Annotated in this window: 21 protein-coding genes and 2 pseudogenes; 20 read left to right on the plus strand and 3 right to left on the minus strand. The window is 45.2% G+C overall.

From position 1 onward, the window contains the following. Positions 1-242: 242 nt before the first annotated feature. On the minus strand, positions 243-533 hold the full coding sequence (locus tag D5281_RS14965) for a transposase (protein ID WP_160560933.1): 291 nt from the start codon (positions 531-533) through the stop codon (positions 243-245). Between the two features lie 152 nt (positions 534-685). Here D5281_RS14965 and D5281_RS14970 point away from each other — a divergent pair, with 152 nt between their 5' ends. Further along, complete coding sequence (locus tag D5281_RS14970; protein ID WP_330585048.1) at positions 686-1120, plus strand: sigma-70 RNA polymerase sigma factor region 4 domain-containing protein; 435 nt, start codon at positions 686-688, stop codon at positions 1118-1120. 82 nt (positions 1121-1202) lie between these two features. Here D5281_RS14970 and D5281_RS14975 read toward each other — a convergent pair whose 3' ends face one another. Continuing rightward, the gene (locus tag D5281_RS14975; RefSeq protein WP_160560935.1) at positions 1203-1496 is read right to left on the minus strand and encodes a hypothetical protein; all 294 of its coding nucleotides are present in this window, start codon (positions 1494-1496) and stop codon (positions 1203-1205) included. Positions 1497-1904: 408 nt separating this feature from the next. Here D5281_RS14975 and D5281_RS14980 point away from each other — a divergent pair, with 408 nt between their 5' ends. Beyond that, positions 1905-2174, plus strand: coding sequence for a DUF6870 family protein (locus D5281_RS14980; protein ID WP_160560936.1), 270 nt, complete (start codon positions 1905-1907; stop codon positions 2172-2174). A 655-nt stretch (positions 2175-2829) separates the two neighbouring features. Further along, a pseudogene (locus tag D5281_RS14985) lies at positions 2830-3268 on the plus strand (Hsp20/alpha crystallin family protein). 94 nt (positions 3269-3362) lie between these two features. Here D5281_RS14985 and D5281_RS14990 read toward each other — a convergent pair. Further along, positions 3363-4241 carry a LysR family transcriptional regulator gene (locus tag D5281_RS14990; protein ID WP_120469780.1) on the minus strand — a complete coding sequence of 293 codons (879 nt, stop codon included), beginning with the start codon at positions 4239-4241 and terminating at the stop codon, positions 3363-3365. 149 nt (positions 4242-4390) lie between these two features. Between D5281_RS14990 and D5281_RS14995 the strand changes: the two genes are divergently transcribed. From D5281_RS14995 to D5281_RS15055, 17 genes and pseudogenes are all read left to right on the plus strand, one after another. Then, positions 4391-4675 carry a co-chaperone GroES gene (locus D5281_RS14995; RefSeq protein WP_160560937.1) on the plus strand — a complete coding sequence of 95 codons (285 nt, stop codon included), beginning with the start codon at positions 4391-4393 and terminating at the stop codon, positions 4673-4675. A 46-nt stretch (positions 4676-4721) separates the two neighbouring features. Then, a pseudogene (locus tag D5281_RS26950) lies at positions 4722-5234 on the plus strand (TCP-1/cpn60 chaperonin family protein); the annotation flags it as partial. 8 nt (positions 5235-5242) lie between these two features. Then, complete coding sequence (locus D5281_RS15005) at positions 5243-5686, plus strand: MarR family winged helix-turn-helix transcriptional regulator (RefSeq protein ID WP_160560938.1); 444 nt, start codon at positions 5243-5245, stop codon at positions 5684-5686. Between the two features lie 43 nt (positions 5687-5729). After that, positions 5730-7088, plus strand: a complete 1359-nt coding sequence (locus tag D5281_RS15010; protein ID WP_160560939.1) for an MATE family efflux transporter — start codon at positions 5730-5732, stop codon at positions 7086-7088. A gap of 9 nt (positions 7089-7097) precedes the next feature. Further along, a complete protein-coding gene (locus D5281_RS25760; protein ID WP_277935381.1) occupies positions 7098-7259 on the plus strand; it encodes a cytidylate kinase-like family protein in 162 nt (53 codons plus the stop codon). Between the two features lie 13 nt (positions 7260-7272). Beyond that, entirely contained in the window at positions 7273-7482 is a 210-nt protein-coding gene (locus tag D5281_RS25765) for a cytidylate kinase-like family protein (RefSeq protein ID WP_277935382.1), read from the plus strand. Positions 7483-7529: 47 nt separating this feature from the next. Then, positions 7530-9272: an ABC transporter ATP-binding protein gene (locus tag D5281_RS15020; protein WP_160560940.1), complete on the plus strand. Its 1743-nt coding sequence runs from the start codon at positions 7530-7532 to the stop codon at positions 9270-9272. Positions 9273-9339: 67 nt separating this feature from the next. After that, complete coding sequence (locus tag D5281_RS15025; RefSeq protein WP_330585058.1) at positions 9340-11130, plus strand: ABC transporter ATP-binding protein; 1791 nt, start codon at positions 9340-9342, stop codon at positions 11128-11130. Positions 11131-11207: 77 nt separating this feature from the next. After that, positions 11208-11348 carry a hypothetical protein gene (locus D5281_RS25770; protein ID WP_277934675.1) on the plus strand — a complete coding sequence of 47 codons (141 nt, stop codon included), beginning with the start codon at positions 11208-11210 and terminating at the stop codon, positions 11346-11348. 51 nt (positions 11349-11399) lie between these two features. After that, positions 11400-11564 (plus strand): hypothetical protein, encoded by a 165-nt coding sequence (locus tag D5281_RS15030; protein WP_277935383.1) that lies wholly within the window; start codon positions 11400-11402, stop codon positions 11562-11564. Between the two features lie 187 nt (positions 11565-11751). Continuing rightward, entirely contained in the window at positions 11752-12741 is a 990-nt protein-coding gene (locus tag D5281_RS15035; RefSeq protein ID WP_277935384.1) for a recombinase family protein, read from the plus strand. Continuing rightward, complete coding sequence (locus D5281_RS25775) at positions 12738-13148, plus strand: hypothetical protein (protein WP_277935385.1); 411 nt, start codon at positions 12738-12740, stop codon at positions 13146-13148. The genes D5281_RS15035 and D5281_RS25775 overlap by 4 nt, the downstream gene beginning before the upstream one ends. Next, on the plus strand, positions 13141-13686 hold the full coding sequence (locus tag D5281_RS25780) for a recombinase family protein (protein ID WP_277935386.1): 546 nt from the start codon (positions 13141-13143) through the stop codon (positions 13684-13686). Before D5281_RS25775 ends, D5281_RS25780 begins: the two co-directional genes overlap by 8 nt. 113 nt (positions 13687-13799) lie before the next feature. Further along, a complete protein-coding gene (locus D5281_RS25785; protein WP_277935387.1) occupies positions 13800-14699 on the plus strand; it encodes a recombinase family protein in 900 nt (299 codons plus the stop codon). Further along, positions 14696-15061 carry a recombinase family protein gene (locus D5281_RS15045; protein WP_160560941.1) on the plus strand — a complete coding sequence of 122 codons (366 nt, stop codon included), beginning with the start codon at positions 14696-14698 and terminating at the stop codon, positions 15059-15061. Before D5281_RS25785 ends, D5281_RS15045 begins: the two co-directional genes overlap by 4 nt. A 412-nt stretch (positions 15062-15473) precedes the next feature. Continuing rightward, on the plus strand, positions 15474-16208 hold the full coding sequence (locus tag D5281_RS15050) for a hypothetical protein (protein WP_160560942.1): 735 nt from the start codon (positions 15474-15476) through the stop codon (positions 16206-16208). A gap of 37 nt (positions 16209-16245) precedes the next feature. Beyond that, the gene (locus D5281_RS15055; protein ID WP_160560943.1) at positions 16246-17718 is read left to right on the plus strand and encodes a D-alanyl-D-alanine carboxypeptidase family protein; all 1473 of its coding nucleotides are present in this window, start codon (positions 16246-16248) and stop codon (positions 17716-17718) included. The last annotated feature ends 123 nt before the right edge of the window (positions 17719-17841 follow it).

Genomic DNA, 17841 nt, shown 5'->3' on the forward strand with positions numbered 1-17841 from the left:
TGTATTGCTCAAACTGATTTTCGCTCGCAGCAAATAAACCCTCATCATCCGATATCCTGGATTTCCAGAGTATTCATGGTATATTTGTAGGATCTTATTTTTAAATTTCTCTTTCTGCTCCCTGTAGCCTGCTTTCCTGTCCTTTTTATAATTGTAATAGGCATTTGGACAGATGCCCATCTGGCGCAGAAGCCAGCGGACGCCGTACTCCTGCTTATGTCCGTCAATAAACTGGTATTGTTCTAATCGATTTCCTTTGCGAAGAATGCGGCGGCTTTTTTTAAGAATGCAATTTCCTTTTTCTTTTCCTCCAGCTCTCTGCGCAGTTTACGGTTTTCCTCATAAAGATTCTTTGTGTCATTTAAGTCTGGGTTTGTTTCGCATTCTTCGCGGAATGCCCGCACCCATTTACGGACAGTTCCGTCTCCTAACTGGTATTCTTCGTTTAGACTTTTTATCGTACGTCCTTCTTCTAAATACAGCTGTACTATTTTCTTTTTGAATTCTGGCTCATAAACCTTTGTTTTTGGCATGTGTAACACCTTCCTTTTCTTTATATTGAATATATCATTTATTTCCTGTTTGGTGTTACAACTTTATTATACCATCTCAATACAGACTGAAAAAAAGGTGTAACCTTTGTGGTTATGCCTTTTTTTGTCGTAACTTGCGGCAGCCCGTGCAGGTGAGCGGGGAAGTGTACCGGGAATATTACCGGGCCGAGGACAAGGAGCGGTATTTTATGGGGAAGCTGAAAAAAGGGCGTACAAAAGTCAACCCGGAAACACAGGAAATACAGTACATCCCCAGCCGGGAACTGTCCTATGAGCAGCTTGTGGAGCAGGACTGGCAGTTTGCCGTATCGGATGATTCCGTGGAAGACAGGGCGGTCAGGGCTGACATGCTGGAGAAATTGCAGGACGTATTGCAGAGCCTGTCCGCAGAAGAAATGGCCCTGCTGAACGAACTGTTCTATCTGGAAAAGACGGAACGGGAAGTGGCAGGGCTGTACGCTGTCTCACAGAACACCATCCACTACCGGAAAAACAGGATTTTGGACGAGCTGAAAAAAAATGATGGAAAAATAACCATATTTCTTTCTATCAGGATGCGGTTTTAGTCCCTTACATTATGAGGGGGTTTTTGCTCCCTCTTACGGACATTGGAAAATAACAGGGCATTCCCCTGTTCATAACCAGTATTCAAGTTTTTCCTTCTGTGCGGGGCTGTAAAACAGCAAGCGGCCCAGGCACGGGCGCGATGACTGCCTGCGGGCGCGGGCGGGACAAGGGAGGGATGCAGGTTTCCCTTTCCTGCCTGCCCGCCCCGTCAAACAAGATGACTTCAAAGGTACGAGCGGCAACCCGGAGGGCCTGTGACCGGCGCGTGGCAGCGCCGGGACCGCCATGAGCCGCCAGTTTAAGGAGAACCAGCATATTCCCGTACCGCAAGGTGAAAGGGGGATACTGAGGGCATGGCCTGGGCAGCTTAGTCATCTGCCGCCACCTGCCGTTGGTATCATGGCGCTTATGGAGCCGTAGGCGGCTTGGATATTCCCGTGCCGGGGAAAAGCAGTAGGGCAGTCCGGTTGCCTGACAATACGGCACAAGACAGGAACTTTGTGATTTTTCGGAACCAATGCCGGATGGGAGGCATTTTATAACCTTTACTGTGCGGGCGGTTATCTATTTATATTTCCGGCAGGTGTACAGAAAACATCTGCCGGATTTCCCACGGGATGTAAGACCTGACGATGCAAGCCTTTTTTCGCTGTGCCCTGGCAAAACGGCGGGCTTGCGGCGCAAGGTGTTCCATCCCGTTTATACGGGAAGGGGGCAAAGTTTTTTGTGATAAGACAACCTTAACGGAAAATAGAATATAGAAAGGCGGTCAAGGGGCAGGATATGGAACTGACAAGGGAAAAGTTACAGGAGATGGAGGCTGTGGATATACGGGATGTGGATATTAACAGCCTGACGGATTTAAGGGATATTGTGGTAGACACGAAAAAGCCCGTTCCCCAGAAACTGGCTTCTTTTGCAGCGCAAACCAATAACGTATACGTCCACCGGATCGGGGACTATATTGTGAAAGTCCGTTTTATGAAGGAAGGGCCGACCATTGACGATAAGATGGAGGAATATTTAAGAAGGCTTGCAGAGATACATATTTAGCCGGAATAAAAGGAGTTTGTTCTTGAAAGAACAAAAAAGTTATGTGAATTTAAAGGCAGGACTTGATTCAGTGGAAGCCCTGGCTTTAAGGTTTAAACAGGATAACGGCTATCCTTGTTAGCTAATAAAAAGTCAGGGGTGATACAGTTGAAAGAAAAACAATTCTATGCGGCCATGTACCTCCGTCTTTCAAAGGATGACGAGGACAGGGGCAGTTTCAATAAGTCCGAGAGCAACAGTATCGGAAACCAGAGGGAACTTATCAAATCATTCTTGAGGGAGTAGCCGGACATAGAGCTTTACGACATCTATGTTGATATGTAAAACCGCATTTTGATATAATCCAATCTCACAATATGTGTGGGAAAAGGCTTAAATCAAGGCTTTCGGCAGATTCAATGATTTGTTGGAAGCCTTCTTTTTTTGTGTTCTGAAACAATAGATAAGCATTGAAATGTAAATTGAACCCCCTTAACCGATTTGGACCCCTCTGCAAGGCAAAATAAAAAAGTTTAATATGAAAATTTGCAAAAAAAAGATTATTGCGTTTTATACATCAATAATGCGAAACATTCACTTCGCTTTTCTGAAAAAGTGTGTTTTAATAGCCCTAAAGAAAGCAGAAGGCTTTCAGTTATGAAAGGAGCGATGTACTATGTTATTGCCAAGTATTTTCGGAGAAAGTTTGCTGGATGAGTTTTTTGACCATCCGCACCAGAGAACCCATTACCAATCCCACGTGTCCGAGATGATGAGGACTGATATTAAAGATTTGGGGAATGCTTATGAAATGACCATGAATCTTCCTGGCATTAAGAAAGAGAATGTAAAGGCAGAACTGAAAGACGGATATCTGACAATCAGCGCCTCATCCGCTTCCCAGAATGAAGAGAAGGAAGAAGGACAGCGATGGGGTATACATCAGGCGGGAACGCTATGCCGGTACCTGCAGCAGGAGTTTCTATGTAGGGGAAGATGTGAAACAGGAAGATATTAAGGCACGTTTTGAGAATGGCACTTTGAAATTGCAGGTTCCGAAGAACATGAAGGAAGCAGTCCCTGAAAAATCCAATTATATCGCAATCGAAGGGTGATGGGGCTGTACGGCAGATAAACAGACATTTTGTATATCAAATAAAAAGCGATATGGATGCTTTCCAGTATCTATATCGCTTTTTGCTGTGAAAGTTAATGGTAAGATGTATTCGTAACGATAGCAATAAAATTTTTCAGCAAAGGATTTTGTGAACTTTTTTTATAAAAAAGACCATAGGATAATGGTTTGCTGTTTTTTAGAGGGACTGAACAGATATCCGAATTTACAAAATTCATCCGTGGAAGTACAGAACAGCCATACCCTGCCCTGACAAGAGTAAGAAGCACCTGCAGGTTTTCACATACATAAGTGGATTCAGGCAGGATATGCTGTGAAATCTGGTTCTGCATTTCTGCGACTTTGGCAGGAATTGCATAGGAATTGCAGACAACAATATTCTCCAGATACAATTCCTCTCTTGCAAGCTCAGATTTGGCCGCATAAGGATGTGCGGCGGGAACAATACAGCACAGTGGTATCCGGAATAATTCTTTGTAGACCGTATCGTTCTTTACAGGGATATCATCTTGGAATCCAAACAGCAGATCCAGTTCTTCCTGGTAGAAGAGATTTAAAATGGACCTGTGGGGAATCACTTTCAAAAAGGGATATAGTTCAGGTATCTGTTCCCTACAGGATTTCAGTATCTTACAGAGCAGGTCCAGATTAGCCTCACTCTGGCAGCCTATCGTTAAGACCTGTAAGTTCGTGCTTTGATGGCGCTGCAGCTTCTGTTCGGCAATTTTTAATCTGCCCATAACATTTTTTGCATCTTCCAGAAAGCTGATTCCAGCAGGGGTAAGGGTAACTGTCCTGGTGGTGCGGTGAAGAAGTTTTGTCCCCAGTTCATCTTCCAGCGAATGAATCTGCCGGGAAACGGCAGACTGGGTAATCTTTAAAATTTCAGCGGCTCTTGCAAAGTTCAGGTTTTCGGCAACCTGGATAAAGCTCTTTAACTGGTCTGTATTCATGGGGTTCACCCCTATTATTGCGTTTTTATCATTGATAATATCATATTTTCACTTCACTATCAAGAGCGAGTGTGGTTTAATATGTATTGTAAAGATTAGCACTCGAAAAGTATGAGTGCTAACAATAAATAGAAAGGCAGGTAACAGGCATGAAATTAAAACCATTGGGCGACAAGGTTATTTTACGATATCAGGAAACAGAAGAAAAAACACGGTCAGGTCTTATCCTGCCGGACAGTGCAAAAGAGAAACCGCAGGAAGCGGTTGTTGTGGCAGTCGGGGACGGTACAGGCTGTGAAAGAAAGAATGTGCAGATGCAGGTCAAGGAGGGCGACAGGATAATTTTTCCTAAATATGCCGGAACAGAGGTAAAGGTTGAGGAAAAAGAATATACCATCGTTTCTCAAAAGGACATTATCGCAATTGTACAATAGCCGGGAAAAGGCAGGCTGAAGTTTAAAGGAAAGAAGGAATTGAATCATGGCAAAGGAAACTAGTTTTGATATTGCGGCAAGGAAGAAAATGGAAGCAGGCGTAGATAAGCTGGCAGATACGGTAAAGATTACACTTAGGCCGAAAGGAAGAAATGTAGTGCTGGATAAATCCTATGACGCACCGTTAATCACCAATGACGGCGTGACGATTGCAAAGGAAATCGAACTGGATGACCGTTACGAAAACATGGGAGCGCAGCTTGTGAAGGAGGCTGCCACCAAAACTTATCACCATTGAAGAATTCAAGACCATGAAAACGGAAATTGACGTGGTAGAGGGAATGCAGTTTTACAAAGGATATGCATCTTCGTATATGTGTGATGACAAGGAAAAATGACTGTGAATATGGAAAATCCATATATCCTGATCACAGATAAGAAGATTTCCAATATTCATGATTTACTTCCTGTTTTGGAACAGACAGCACAGTCAGGGAGCAATCTTTTAATCATAGCAGATGATGTGGAAGGGGAGGCAATTACAACACTGATTGTAAATAGTGAACTATGGATGGAAAACAGTGTGCTGGTTCTGTTCTGGGGCTGGCCAATCTGATAAAAAGAGTTTTTGACACGACAACGGGGCATTGCGGAACACAGATACGAATCTTGAACTTTGTGCTGGTGTCGTATCCGGACAGGGAGATTTATCAGAAGGATATAGAAGAGGAACTGAACATAAGAAGTGCATCTGTTTCTACGCTTTTGAAGAAAATGGAGGCACAGGACTTTATCCGCAGGAAGAAGGTTTCCTATGATGACCGCTTGAAAAAGATACTGCCAACCAGCCATACGGTGGAAATGAAGGAGCAGGTTGAAAGGCATATTGCGCTGCTGGAAAAAAGACTGACGGCAGGAATTAAGGAAGAAGAACTAAGGATTTTTTCCGATGTGCTGAAAAAAATGCAGGAAAATATGGAATTGACGGAAAGGGGAAACAGGTGCGGATAGGTTTTGTGTGCTTTCATCATGTATTTTGAGTTAGGAGGTAAATATGGATACGACAGTAACAAAAACAAATCCACTTGGTACAGAACGAATTGGGAAACTGGTACTTACGTTTGCTGTTCCAAGTATCATTTCTATGGTGGTCAACGCCTTATATAACATTGTTGACCAGATTTTTATCGGGCAAGGGGTAGGATATCTTGGCAATGGAGCTACCAATGTTGTTATGCCGATGACAGTGATTGCCATAGCTTTAAGCCTGTTGATTGGCGATGGAGCTGCGGCATACTTAAGTCTGAAGCTCGGCGAGGGTGATGAAAAATCAGCAGCCAGAGGCGTGGGCTGTTCCATATCGGTCATGGTGATTGTGGGGATTATTCTCTGCATCCTGTTTCATTTGTTTTTGAAGCCTTTGTGTATATTATTTGGTGCGGCAGAAGATATCCTGCCTTATGCCATGGATTATGGACGGATCATTTCGTATGGAATTCTGTTTTCTTCCATTGATTCCGGCATGGCGGGTATGATTCGTGCGGATGGCAGTCCAAAATTCAGCATGGCAGGACTGCTTTTAGGATGTATCACCAACATCATCCTTGATCCGATTTTTATTTTTGTGTTCCATTGGGGGGTAAAAGGAGCGGCATGGGCAACGATTGCCGGGCAGATATTGAATGCTTTCCTGTATCTTGTTTACATTTGGAAATTTAAGAGCATCAAACTGGATAAGGAATGTTTCCGCATCTCAGGGAAAGTCATGGCGAAAGTCAGCAGCCTTGGCGTATCAAGTTTTATCACACAGATTGCTATTGTCCTGGTTATGGCAGTTACAAATAATATACTGGTGTCCTATGGTGCAGAATCAAAATATGGCGCAGAGATCCCGCTGACGACTATTGGCATTACTATGAAAGTAAACCAGATTGTTTCTGCCATACTGCTTGGACTGGCGACAGGGGCGCAGCCAATTTTCGGCTACAATTTTGGAAGCGGGCAGAAGGACAGGGTGAAGCAGGCATACCGTATTATCCTGGCAGTATCTACAATCGTTTTGATTCTGGCATTTCTGGTATTCCAGTTTGCGCCTATGAGCATTGTCCGCTTGTTTGGTTCGGAATCAGAGCTGTACAATGAGTTTGCGGTGAAATGTTTTAAAATTTTCCTTCTGGCGTGTCCGATTAACGGGCTGCAGATGGCAACGGGGGTTTTCTTCCAGGCAATCGGAAAGCCTGCACAGGCGACCGTATTGTCACTGTCCAGACAGATTGTTTACCTGCTTCCCGCAACCATGCTGCTGCCAATGGTATTAGGAGTGGAAGGAGCATTGTGGGCAGGTCCGCTGGCAGATGTGCTGGCGTTCATAACAACTTTAATTATGCTGAAATTATATTGGAAAAAAATTTAGGAGGTATCTATGCAGGGAAGAATTATCACGATCAGCAGGCAGTGTGGAAGCGGCGGTCATAGTATTGGAAACGAATTGGCAAAGAGGCTGGATGTTCCGTTCTACGATAAAGAGATCATCGAAATGACGGCAAAAGAGAGTGGTTTTCATCCGTGCAGATATGGAGTTTAAAAAGAAGCACTGCATGGAAAGACGGCAGTTTCCAGAAGGGAATGCGGAGGATATGATCCACAGGAGGGATAAACTGCGTGCAGACCATTATCGGTATTATACAGACCAGAAATGGGGGGATTCGTTCCATTACTATTTATGTTTGGACAGCAGTATGTTTGGCATTGAGAAATGCGTTGACATCATTGAAGATGCCTGTAAAGCTATGCGTCCGGCTTCATAAAACAGCGGGAGAGTTTCAGATATTTATGAAAGAAACAGGAGGCATTTATGTTTAAAACACTTTTGAAGCAGATTGGAGATTATAAAAGGGATGCGGTCCTCACTCCGATCTTTGTCATTCTGGAGGTTATCATGGAGGTCATTATCCCTGTGATGATGGCAGCGATCATAGATTATGGACTGACTGGACAAAGCCTCAAGACGGTATGTCTGATCGGGGCAGCGATGATTGTGATGGCGGGGATGGCATTATTTTTTGGTGTGGAATCTGGGAGGACGGCATCCAGTGCCAGTTCTGGTTTTGCCATGAATCTGAGACAGGCCATGTATGAAAGGATACAGACATTTTCCTTCTCCAATATAGACAAGTTTTCTACGGCAGGGCTTGTAACCAGGATGACCACAGACGTGATGAATGTACAGCAGGCATTCCAGATGTCAATCCGTATCTGTGTCAGGGCTCCGATCATGCTGGTCAGTGCCATGGTGATGACCTTCCTGATCCATCCACGCTTTGCACTGATCTTTTTGATAGTGATCATCTGCCTGGCAGTCGTGCTAGCCCTGATTTCATCCAAGGCAAACCCGACTTTAAGAAAAGTTTTCCATGAATATGATGAATTAAATGCGAAAGTGCAGGAAAACGTAAACGGGATGCGGGTAGTGAAATCTTTTGTAAGGGAGGATTATGAAACACGGCGTTTTGAAACAGAAAGCGAAAAAATCCGCAGCCTGTTCGTAAGCGCAGAAAAGCTGCTTGCTTTGAATTCACCTGTTATGCAGTTTTCCATGTATTCCTGCATCCTGTTGATTTCATGGATGGGTGCAAAAATGATCATTGCAGGGAGTCTGACGGAAGGGCAGCTTATGAGTATGTTTACATACATTATCAATATCCTGATCAGCCTGATGATGGTATCCATGACTTTTGTGATGCTTATTATGTCAAGGGCATCGGGAGAGCGGATTTCGGAGGTACTGACCGAGGAGCCGGATTTATTTAATGTTCCCCATGCAATAAAAGAGGTTGCGGATGGCTCTGTTGATTTTGAACAGGTGGGTTTTGCATACCCATCCAATCCCGGAAAAGAAATCATCAGCGACTTGAATATCCATATCAGACCGGGAGAAACCATTGGTGTCCTTGGCGGAACCGGAAGTGCAAAGTCTTCTTTTGCTGCACTGATACCAAGGCTTTATGATGTCACAAGAGGAGAGGTACGGGTTGGCGGCGTTCCGGTGAAGGATTATGATATGGCCAGTCTTCGGGACAATGTGGCGATGGTCCTACAGAAGAATGTGCTGTTTTCCGGGACGATCAAAGAGAACCTGCGGTGGGGAAAAGAGAATGCAACAGATGAAGATATCATAAATGCCTGCCGGCTTGCCCAAGCGGACGAATTTATCCGGGATTTCCCCGCAGGGTATGACACGCATATTGAACGGGGCGGGGCAAATGTATCCGGCGGGCAGAAACAGAGGCTCTGCATTGCAAGGGCGCTTTTGAAAAAGCCGAAAATTCTGATTCTTGATGACTCCACGAGTGCCGTTGACACAAAGACAGATGCGTTGATCCGTAAGGCATTCAGGGAGGAGATACCAGATACAACAAAGATTATCATAGCCCAGAGAATTTCGTCAATTCAGGATGCGGACAGGATTATTGTGTTTGATAACGGCAGAATGGAATCTGTAGGCACCCATGAAGAACTGCTGGATGGCAGCCCGATTTACAGAGAAGTCTATGAGTCACAGACAAAGGAGGGCAGTAATGATGAAGGCAGAGAATAAGAAAAATATGGGCGCAGCTTTAAAGCGTCTGATTGCGTACATCCTGAGAAAATATAAATGGTAGTGTCTGCTTGTAGCATTATGTATCTTAGTCAGCACCGTTGCAAATATTGGTGGTACACTGTTTATGAGGAACCTGATCGATGATTATATTTTGCCTTTTGTGAACCAGGTGCAGCCCGACCTGACACCCCTTTTACGGGCGCTGTTTGTGATGGCGGCAGTTTATTATATTGGCGTGTTCTGCACATGGGCCTATAACTTCACCATGATTTATGTGTCCCAGGGAATGTTGAAGACAGTGAGGGATGATTTGTTCCGCCATATGGAACGGCTGCCGATACGTTATTTTGATACAAAATCCCACGGGGATATCATGAGTATCTACACCAATGACACAGACACGCTGCGGCAGGTGATCAGCCAGAGCATACCGCAGATGCTGTCCGCAGTGATTACGATTGTGGGTGTGTTCTTTTCCATGCTGGTCTTAAGCCGGCCGCTCACACTGATTACGGTGGTGATGGTCATCTGTATGGTATTTGCAACGAAGACCATATCCTCAAAAAGCGGATATTATTTTGTGAAACAACAGACAGATGTGGGCAATCTGAACGGCTACATAGAGGAAATGATGGAAGGCCAGAAAGTGGTGAAGGTGTTCTGCCATGAAGATGCCTGTATACAGGATTTTAGGTGTTTGAATGGAAAGCTGCGTGATAGTGCGAACAATGCCAACCGTTATGCCAGTATCCTTATGCCAGTGCTGGGCAATCTGGGATATGTGATTTATGCGGTAATTGCAATGGTGGGGGCGTGTCTGTCTATCTTCGGCGGGCATATGACACTGGGGACGTTGGCATCATTTCTGCAGTTTTCACGCTCTTTCAACCAACCGATTTCACAGCTTTCACAGCAGCTGAATTCTATCATTATGGCGATTGCGGGGGCAGAGAGGATTTTTGGACTATTGGATGAAGATCCGGAAAAGGACAGCGGATATGTGAAGTTGGTGAATGCACGCTATGATGAAAAGGGAAATCTGGCCGAGGTCCCGGATAGGACCGGTGTGGGGGCGTGGAAGCATTATCATAAGGCAGATAATACGACTACCTATCAGCCGATGCAGGGGGATGTGGTATTTGAACATGTGGATTTTGGATACACCAATGGAAAAACAGTTCTGCACGATATTGAGATTTTTGCAAGACCAGGGCAGAAAGTGGCTTTTGTTGGGGCAACAGGTGCAGGAAAGACGACCATTACCAATCTGCTGAACCGGTTTTATGACATTCAGGATGGAAAAATCCGATACGATGGGATTAACATTAATAAAATCAGGAAGGAAGACTTACGGCATTCTCTTGGGATTGTTTTACAAGATACGCATTTATTCACAGGAACGGTGATGGAAAATATCCGATATGGAAAGCTGGATGCTACAGAGGAAGATGTGATACAAGCTGCAAAGCTGGCAAATGCCCATGAATTTATTATGAAACTTTCAGATGGGTATCAGACTGTTCTGAAAGGCAGCGGCAGCAGTCTTTCCCAGGGGCAGAGACAACTCCTGGCAATCGCAAGGGTAGCTGTGGCGGACCCTCCGGTGTTGGTTTTAGATGAAGCGACTTCAAGCATTGATACCAGGACAGAGAAGATCGTGCAGGACGGTATGGACCGGCTTATGAAAGGCAGGACAGTATTTGTGATCGCCCACAGGCTTTCCACGATCAAAAATTCAGATGTGATCATGGTATTGGATCATGGACGGATTGTGGAACGGGGAAACCATGAGAGCCTGCTGGCAAAGAAAGGAATGTATTATCAGCTTTATACCGGGAAACTGGAGCAGGAATAAATTCTGCCAGATAGCATTCGATGCCTGGTACTGGATTGTAAAAATATATGTTTATTAAAGAAAGGATGGTGGCACATATGGACACAACAGCAAAAATCAAATTATTGGAGGAAAGGTTTCAGAAGCTGTCCTCCAGTGAAAAAGAGAACTACGGGGTGTGCAGAAAAATTAAAAGAGATATCCTAAAACTGCGAAAAGAATTGGCATTTCGTGCTTAAAGCGGTTCTTACCAGCAGACAGCCATCACTGAGAAACAGGCGCAGCGGAAAATGATGGAGAACTTCATGGAGGTGCTGCGGGGACTGCCGCAGCAGGTGGATTACTTTGACGAGGGCGCATGGTACGCCATGGTGGGTTTTGTGACGGTCTACGGCAAGGAGGATGTGCGGATTACCTTTAAAAACGGGATGGAAGTTCCGACAAAAAACGAATAAGGGATACAGATTGCACTTCACGGGAATGTGGAGTGTTTTCTTATTTTAAAGGCAGTTTTTCCATTTGAACCCCTTTGGGAGGCAAAATAAAAAAGTGTAGGGAAAATAAAATTGTATCAAAATGGGCTATTAGATAGACCTTGGGAAAACGGGGAGCAATTTCAACCGTGACGAGTTCCAGAGGCTTATGCAGGACATAAGGCTTGGTGACATTGACTGTGTGGTTGTTAAAGACCTTTCGCGCTTTGGCAGGAACTATCTGGAAGCGGGGAATTATATTGAGAAAATCTTTCCCTTTCTTGGCGTCCGCGTTATTGCGGTTGCTGACGGTCTTGATACGGGAAGCCGGGGAAGCGATACAAAGCAGATGTCAACCGCTATGGCGGTGGAGATAAAAAACCTTGTCAATGATATGTATACAAAAGATTTTTCCGTAAAGGCGAAGCAGCATTTGAAGCAGAGGCGGCAGGAAGGCTCCTATGTGGGTGGGCCGCCGCCTTACGGTTATAAATCCGGATGGGATAAGAAAATACGGAAGCTGACACCGGATGAAAATACGGCGGTAGCGGATGACCTGAACAGGAAAAAGGTCAACCCTCTCTCTGTTTATAAAAAGATAGGGGAGGTCTTTTTCAGTCAGAGGCAGGGAGAATACAAGGGCTGGGATAAAGGAGCGGTAGAGCGCATCCTGAAAAGTGAGACATACACCGGGAAGCTGGTGCAGGGGAAATCATCTATTACCGCCAGGGATGAAAAGAACTGTATCCATAAAGCGGAAGATGAATGGGTGGTCAAAGAAAATACCTATGAACCTGTCATTGACACAGCGATGTTCGGGGAAGCTGCAAAAGTACGGAAGAAGCTCCGGGAAAGAACAAAATCCTATTTGCATCCAACGGAAAGGTGCCCGATCGGAGAGAACATTTTTGATAGTGTGCTTTACTGCGGCGTGTGCGGCAGGAAAATGACACGCAGCAGTTATGTGAAAACCTATGCGGATGGCAGGAAGGCAAGACTGGACGGGTATTTCTGCTTAAACAGCGGGCAGACAAAAGTGGAACGCTGTCCTGTATCGAACCGTATTTCAAAAACGGAACTGGTGGATATCCTGTTACCGCTTCTTAGAATTGAGTTTTCCGTGTATTTGGGGAAAACAAAAAATATACGGAGATCGTGAAAGAGCAGCTCCGGGAGGCCGGGAGAGAGATTGACATTAAAATAAGGAAAGCAGAGAGGGACATTATCGCCGCGAAAGAGGAAGAACGGACAAAATATGTGGAATACCGTGAGGGCGCTATCCCTCAGAGTGAGTATGTCGCTTACAAGATGCGGCAGGAAGGCAGGCTGAAAGATTTAAACCGGCAGAAGGAAGAACTGGAAGCGGGCAGGAAGAACCTTGACACCGCATCCGAGAAATACCTTGCGGCGGTTCGTGCCCTGCTCCGTTTAAAAAGCGGTAGGGAACTGACGAAGGAAATGATCGAATCCCTGATCCGGAGGATTTATGTCTATCTGGGCAAAAGGATAGAAGTGGAGTTTGCTTATACGAATGAGCTGCTGGAGGGGGTGCCTACAAATGGATAGACTTGCAATTTATCTGCGGCTTTCCCTGGAAGATGCGGACGATAAAGACGAAAGCAACAGCATCAGCAGCCAGAGAATCCTTCTTCTTGATTATATCCGTAATAACAGGGAACTGGAAGGGAAAGAAGTTTCTGAATTTTGTGATGACGGCTATTCCGGTACAAGCATGGAAAGACCGGGGATGCAGAGGCTCCTAAAGGAGATCAGGGAGAATAAGATCAGGTGCGTACTTGTCAAGGATATGTCCCGTTTTTCAAGGGATTATATCGAGCTTGGAACCTACATGAACCAGATATTCCCCTTCATGGGGGTGCGGTTTATTGCGGTGAATGACCATTACGACAGCCGTGACCATGCAGGAAGCACTACCCCTATTGAGACAGCTTTCCAGACACTTTTGTATGACTTATACAGCAAAGACATATCCGTAAAGGTTAAGACCTCGGTTGAAAATAAATGCGTAAATGGGGAATATGTTTTCGGACAGGTTCCCTTTGGGTATGAGAAAAGTCGGAAAATAAAAATATGGTCATGGTGAATGAGAAGGAAGCGGAGATTGTGCGGTATATCTTTGCCCTTGCACTTGAGGGGAATGGCAGCACATAGATCGCAAGGGTTCTCAATGAAAAGGCAGTATCGACCAAAACACAGATGCGTTGCCCGGAAAGGGCAGAGAAAGACGGCAGGGTGCGGGCGTGGGATAACGTGTCTGTCCGGGCTGTCCTGAATAACCGTTTCTACCTGGGTGAGATGGCCTACGGAAAATCAAAGCGCAAATCTGCGGGCAGCAAAGCCGGTATCGATGTGCCAATGGAAGAATGGAAAGTGATACCAGACCACCATGAGCCGCTTGTCATACCTGAAGATTACGAAAAAGTGTGCCTTTTCCATAAAGGAGCGGACACTGCCAGGAAAGGGGAGAAAAACCCGCTTGTGGGGAAACTTTTCTGCGGCGGATGCGGTTATTCCATGACTTATAAGCCCCTACGGGGAAAGAATAAATACCGCAGGTATGAGTGCCGGAAACATGAAGTCTTGCAGATACGGTCGCGCTGTACCTATTTTAACGCTGATCTGCTTGAGGAAACCGTGCTGACCATGTTAAACAGGGAACTGATGGTGCGCGGGGATGCCGCAAAGGAGAACCAGAGCCTTATTTCTTTCCAGAAGTCCTGCATCGCAAGGCTGGAAAAGAAGATAACAGAGTGCCGGGGCAGGAAAAAACAGCTCCAGGCAGAGGCAGATGCCTTATATGAAAGCTATGCGTTTGGTGCGGCGTGTGCAGTATCCTACAGACAGAAAGCAGACAGTATAAAAGAGCAGACTGCTTCATTATCAGCAGAAGAAGAAAAGCATGGGAAAGAACTGGAACAGCTTCAGGAAGAATACCGCAGGACAGAGGAAGATATGAAGCAGGTCATCCGGTATTCCCATTTAGAAGTGCTGACACAGGAAGTGGTTGATATATTTATAAAGAAAATATACGTTTTAAAGGACAAAAGGGTTGAAACCCAGTGGAACTTCCGCGAAAATGGAAAGGAGACAGAATGAGAGCAGCGATATACGCAAGAGTAGGCAATCCGGATCAGGTGGCAATCTGGCATCAGTCAGAGATGTTGACAGAACAGATCCGGGATATGTGGGGAGACAGGGCAGAGATTGATATTTATGCCGACAATGGCGTTTCTGGTTTGCGGACAGACCGGCCCGGCCTGCAAAAATTTTTACAGAATGCCAGGACTTATGATGGGGTGTTTGTCTATAATATGAGCAGACTATCCCGGTCAGTGCCGGATGCTGTAGGTCTGGTTAGACAGATAAAGAATTTGGGAACGGAACTTTATGCGGCAGACAGGAACATGGTAGAGAGCGCAGAGAAAATAATGGAGACTGTTTCAAGCATTTCAACTTGACAATAATTCACCATCAATTTTGCCCCAACTTAGCAATAATCAACCGTACTCCCAACGAAGTTATGCGGGTTTCAGCGATTTTCACTCAGAAAAAGTGAAAAAAGTTTGTGACAATAACTTGACATACGCGGGGTATGGGGCGCTTTGCGTTGAAAACAGCCTGCCGGGGTAGAATGGGGGAGGTTTTCGGCTAATATGCATATTATTTTATCATATCCGGTGTCGAATAAACAATATTGCATTGATGATTTCCGTGGATGATTACACATAAAATATTGGCAAAACAACAAAGTTATGTTAATCTTTAGGATATGCTTGATGAATGTTTCAAGGATGGGGATGCCCCTTTGCAATGCTGCTTTCATATCTGTTTGGCATCTCCCATGAATTAGGATAGAAGGAAGAAAAGGCTATGGGAAAAGCTATAAAAAATGCAATATTTACCTTATTACTTTTAACGTTAAGCGCCTCCACGGCTCTTTTGGCATATTTGTACTTTTTTGCATCAGATAACAAGGAACTTACGGGAGAGTGGAGTGCAGAGCTTGACATGACCGGGCAGGCGGCAGTCACAGCATTCAGCTGGCTGCAAGATATAGAAGCTGTTTCCCTCTCTTTGGAGGATGTGGAATCCTATATGCAGGATTTAACCATCCGGTTGGATTTAACTTTGGAACAAACCGCCCGCGGGGAGGGGAGGTTCCAATGTAATATTCTGCCGGAAAGTTATGATGCCTGCAATCAGGCTGCTTATGAGGCATTTGCCGCGGCATTTCAGGAGCTTTTGGCCGAAAGGCTTAGCATGGCAGGCTATACAGGCAGTACGGACAGGGAATCTATGGAGGCGCTTGTAGCTGAAACCTTTGGGATGTCCACTGTTTCCTATTTAATGTCTTATGGCCCAGCGCTGCTGCCCGCCCTGGAGGATTTGCAGAAGGGGTATGGTGGCAGCGGCAGCTATGAAGCGTCAGAAGGCATTCTGACCAGAGCATTTGAAGATGGCGGGATTGTCACCACAAAGATGGAATATTATATTCAAAAAGATTCCAATTTGATCCTATCCGGAGAAATCGGTTCTGACCCCAATGGGCTTTTGGAAGATTATTATCCAGTAATATATGCTTTAATGCAACCTTCAAATCAATAAACATAGAAATGAAGCGGGAAGGGAGACTCTGTATTCCATGAAAAAAATCCTACAGAAAATAAGTGCTTTTATATTGTCCGTAATCTTGGTGTGCTCCATGCTGCCGATCGGGGCATCTGCAAACTATGAAATCCCGGGAACCTGTCAGGTGCAGACCGATACTGGCGCCGTATGTACCGTTAAAACTTTGGATTATAGTTATGATTACAATACTTATCTTTCTCTGCGGGATATAGCAATGCTTCTGAAAGAGACGGATAAAGCGTTTTCACTGGAAATTACGAGCAATGCCGTCTCGTTGCATCCGGGAAATGTCTACATGCCTATTGGGGTGGAAAATATTCCATGGGAAGATGATGAAAACCCGGATATTTCCCTGAGGCGAAATGAATTTAAAGTAGAGGAAGAAACTGTATTTTATTATACTTTGATTATGAAATTGCCCTCCGGTGATTATGATTGTTTCATGACAGCGGTAGATTTAGCATTGATTTTGGATGTGGATATCACCGGTTCCGTTACAGGCTCCCTGGAGATTCATACGCAGGAGCCTTTTAGAATTTCTCCTGCTGCCTTGGAAGAAGCAGGTTATTTTTACGGGGTTAACAGCGTACTGGTAGGGGATGCCACTACCGGGGAAATCTATTATCGGTATCAATCTGATTTGTCCTATCCAATTGCCAGCATCTCCAAGCTTATGACCTGTCTTTTAACCATGGATGCTATTTCGGCAGGGCAGATTGGCTTAAACGAGCCGGTCATAATCTCTGATGCAGTTCAGTCATTATCCAGATCAGGCGATGGGGTGATATCTTTGGAAGCAGGAGAGCAAATTACGGTGCGGGAGCTTTTGCTGGGTGCCCTTTTGCCCTCCAGCAATGAATGTGCATTGTGCCTGGCCGAAAGGATTGCCGGATCAGAGGAAGCATTTGTTCAAATGATGAATCAGACAGCGCAGGATTTGGGTCTTTCCCAGGCAATTTTTTTCAATAGTAATGGTCTGCCTTCCTATGCAGAGGATGTCATTCCTGCAAAGCGTCAAAATAGCATGAGTGCAGAAGATATGTTCCGATTGGTATCACACCTTTTGAAGGTCTATCCTCAGATTACGGACATGACTTCTCTGGAAAAAGCCACCCTAGAGTCTTTGGATCTTGAAGTGCGCAATACCAATCCGCTTCTGCAGAATTTGCCCCAAGTCACTGGGTTAAAAACCGGAACCACCAACAAAGCTGGCGCCTGTTTGGTCACAACGCTGACTGCGGATGACGGAACCATGGAGCATGATTTGGTAGTGGTTGTACTTGGGACTGAGGACTCCATGGAGAGAGGACGGGTTTCAGGCTTGTTGGCAAGATATGCCCTGGATGCCTTTGATACTGGCATGGAGAAGCCGGAAGATGGGGGAACTGTCCGGACTTACGGAAATTTACCCACACACGCCGAGGCAGCAGTGGATTGGGTGATTCGGACTGCACGAAAGGGAACTGCAAATGGTGCAGACGGATAAGCTAAATGGCCGGAGGCAAAATATATTGCGGTTATGAGAGGAAAGAAATGAGGGTGGTTTACTGTGAAAAATAAATTTTTCACAGACAAATTTGCGCCAACGCCCAAATTGGCAGATGTTGGC

The organism is Parablautia muri (assembly GCF_009917485.1).
Classification (GTDB): domain Bacteria; phylum Bacillota; class Clostridia; order Lachnospirales; family Lachnospiraceae; genus Suilimivivens; species Suilimivivens muri.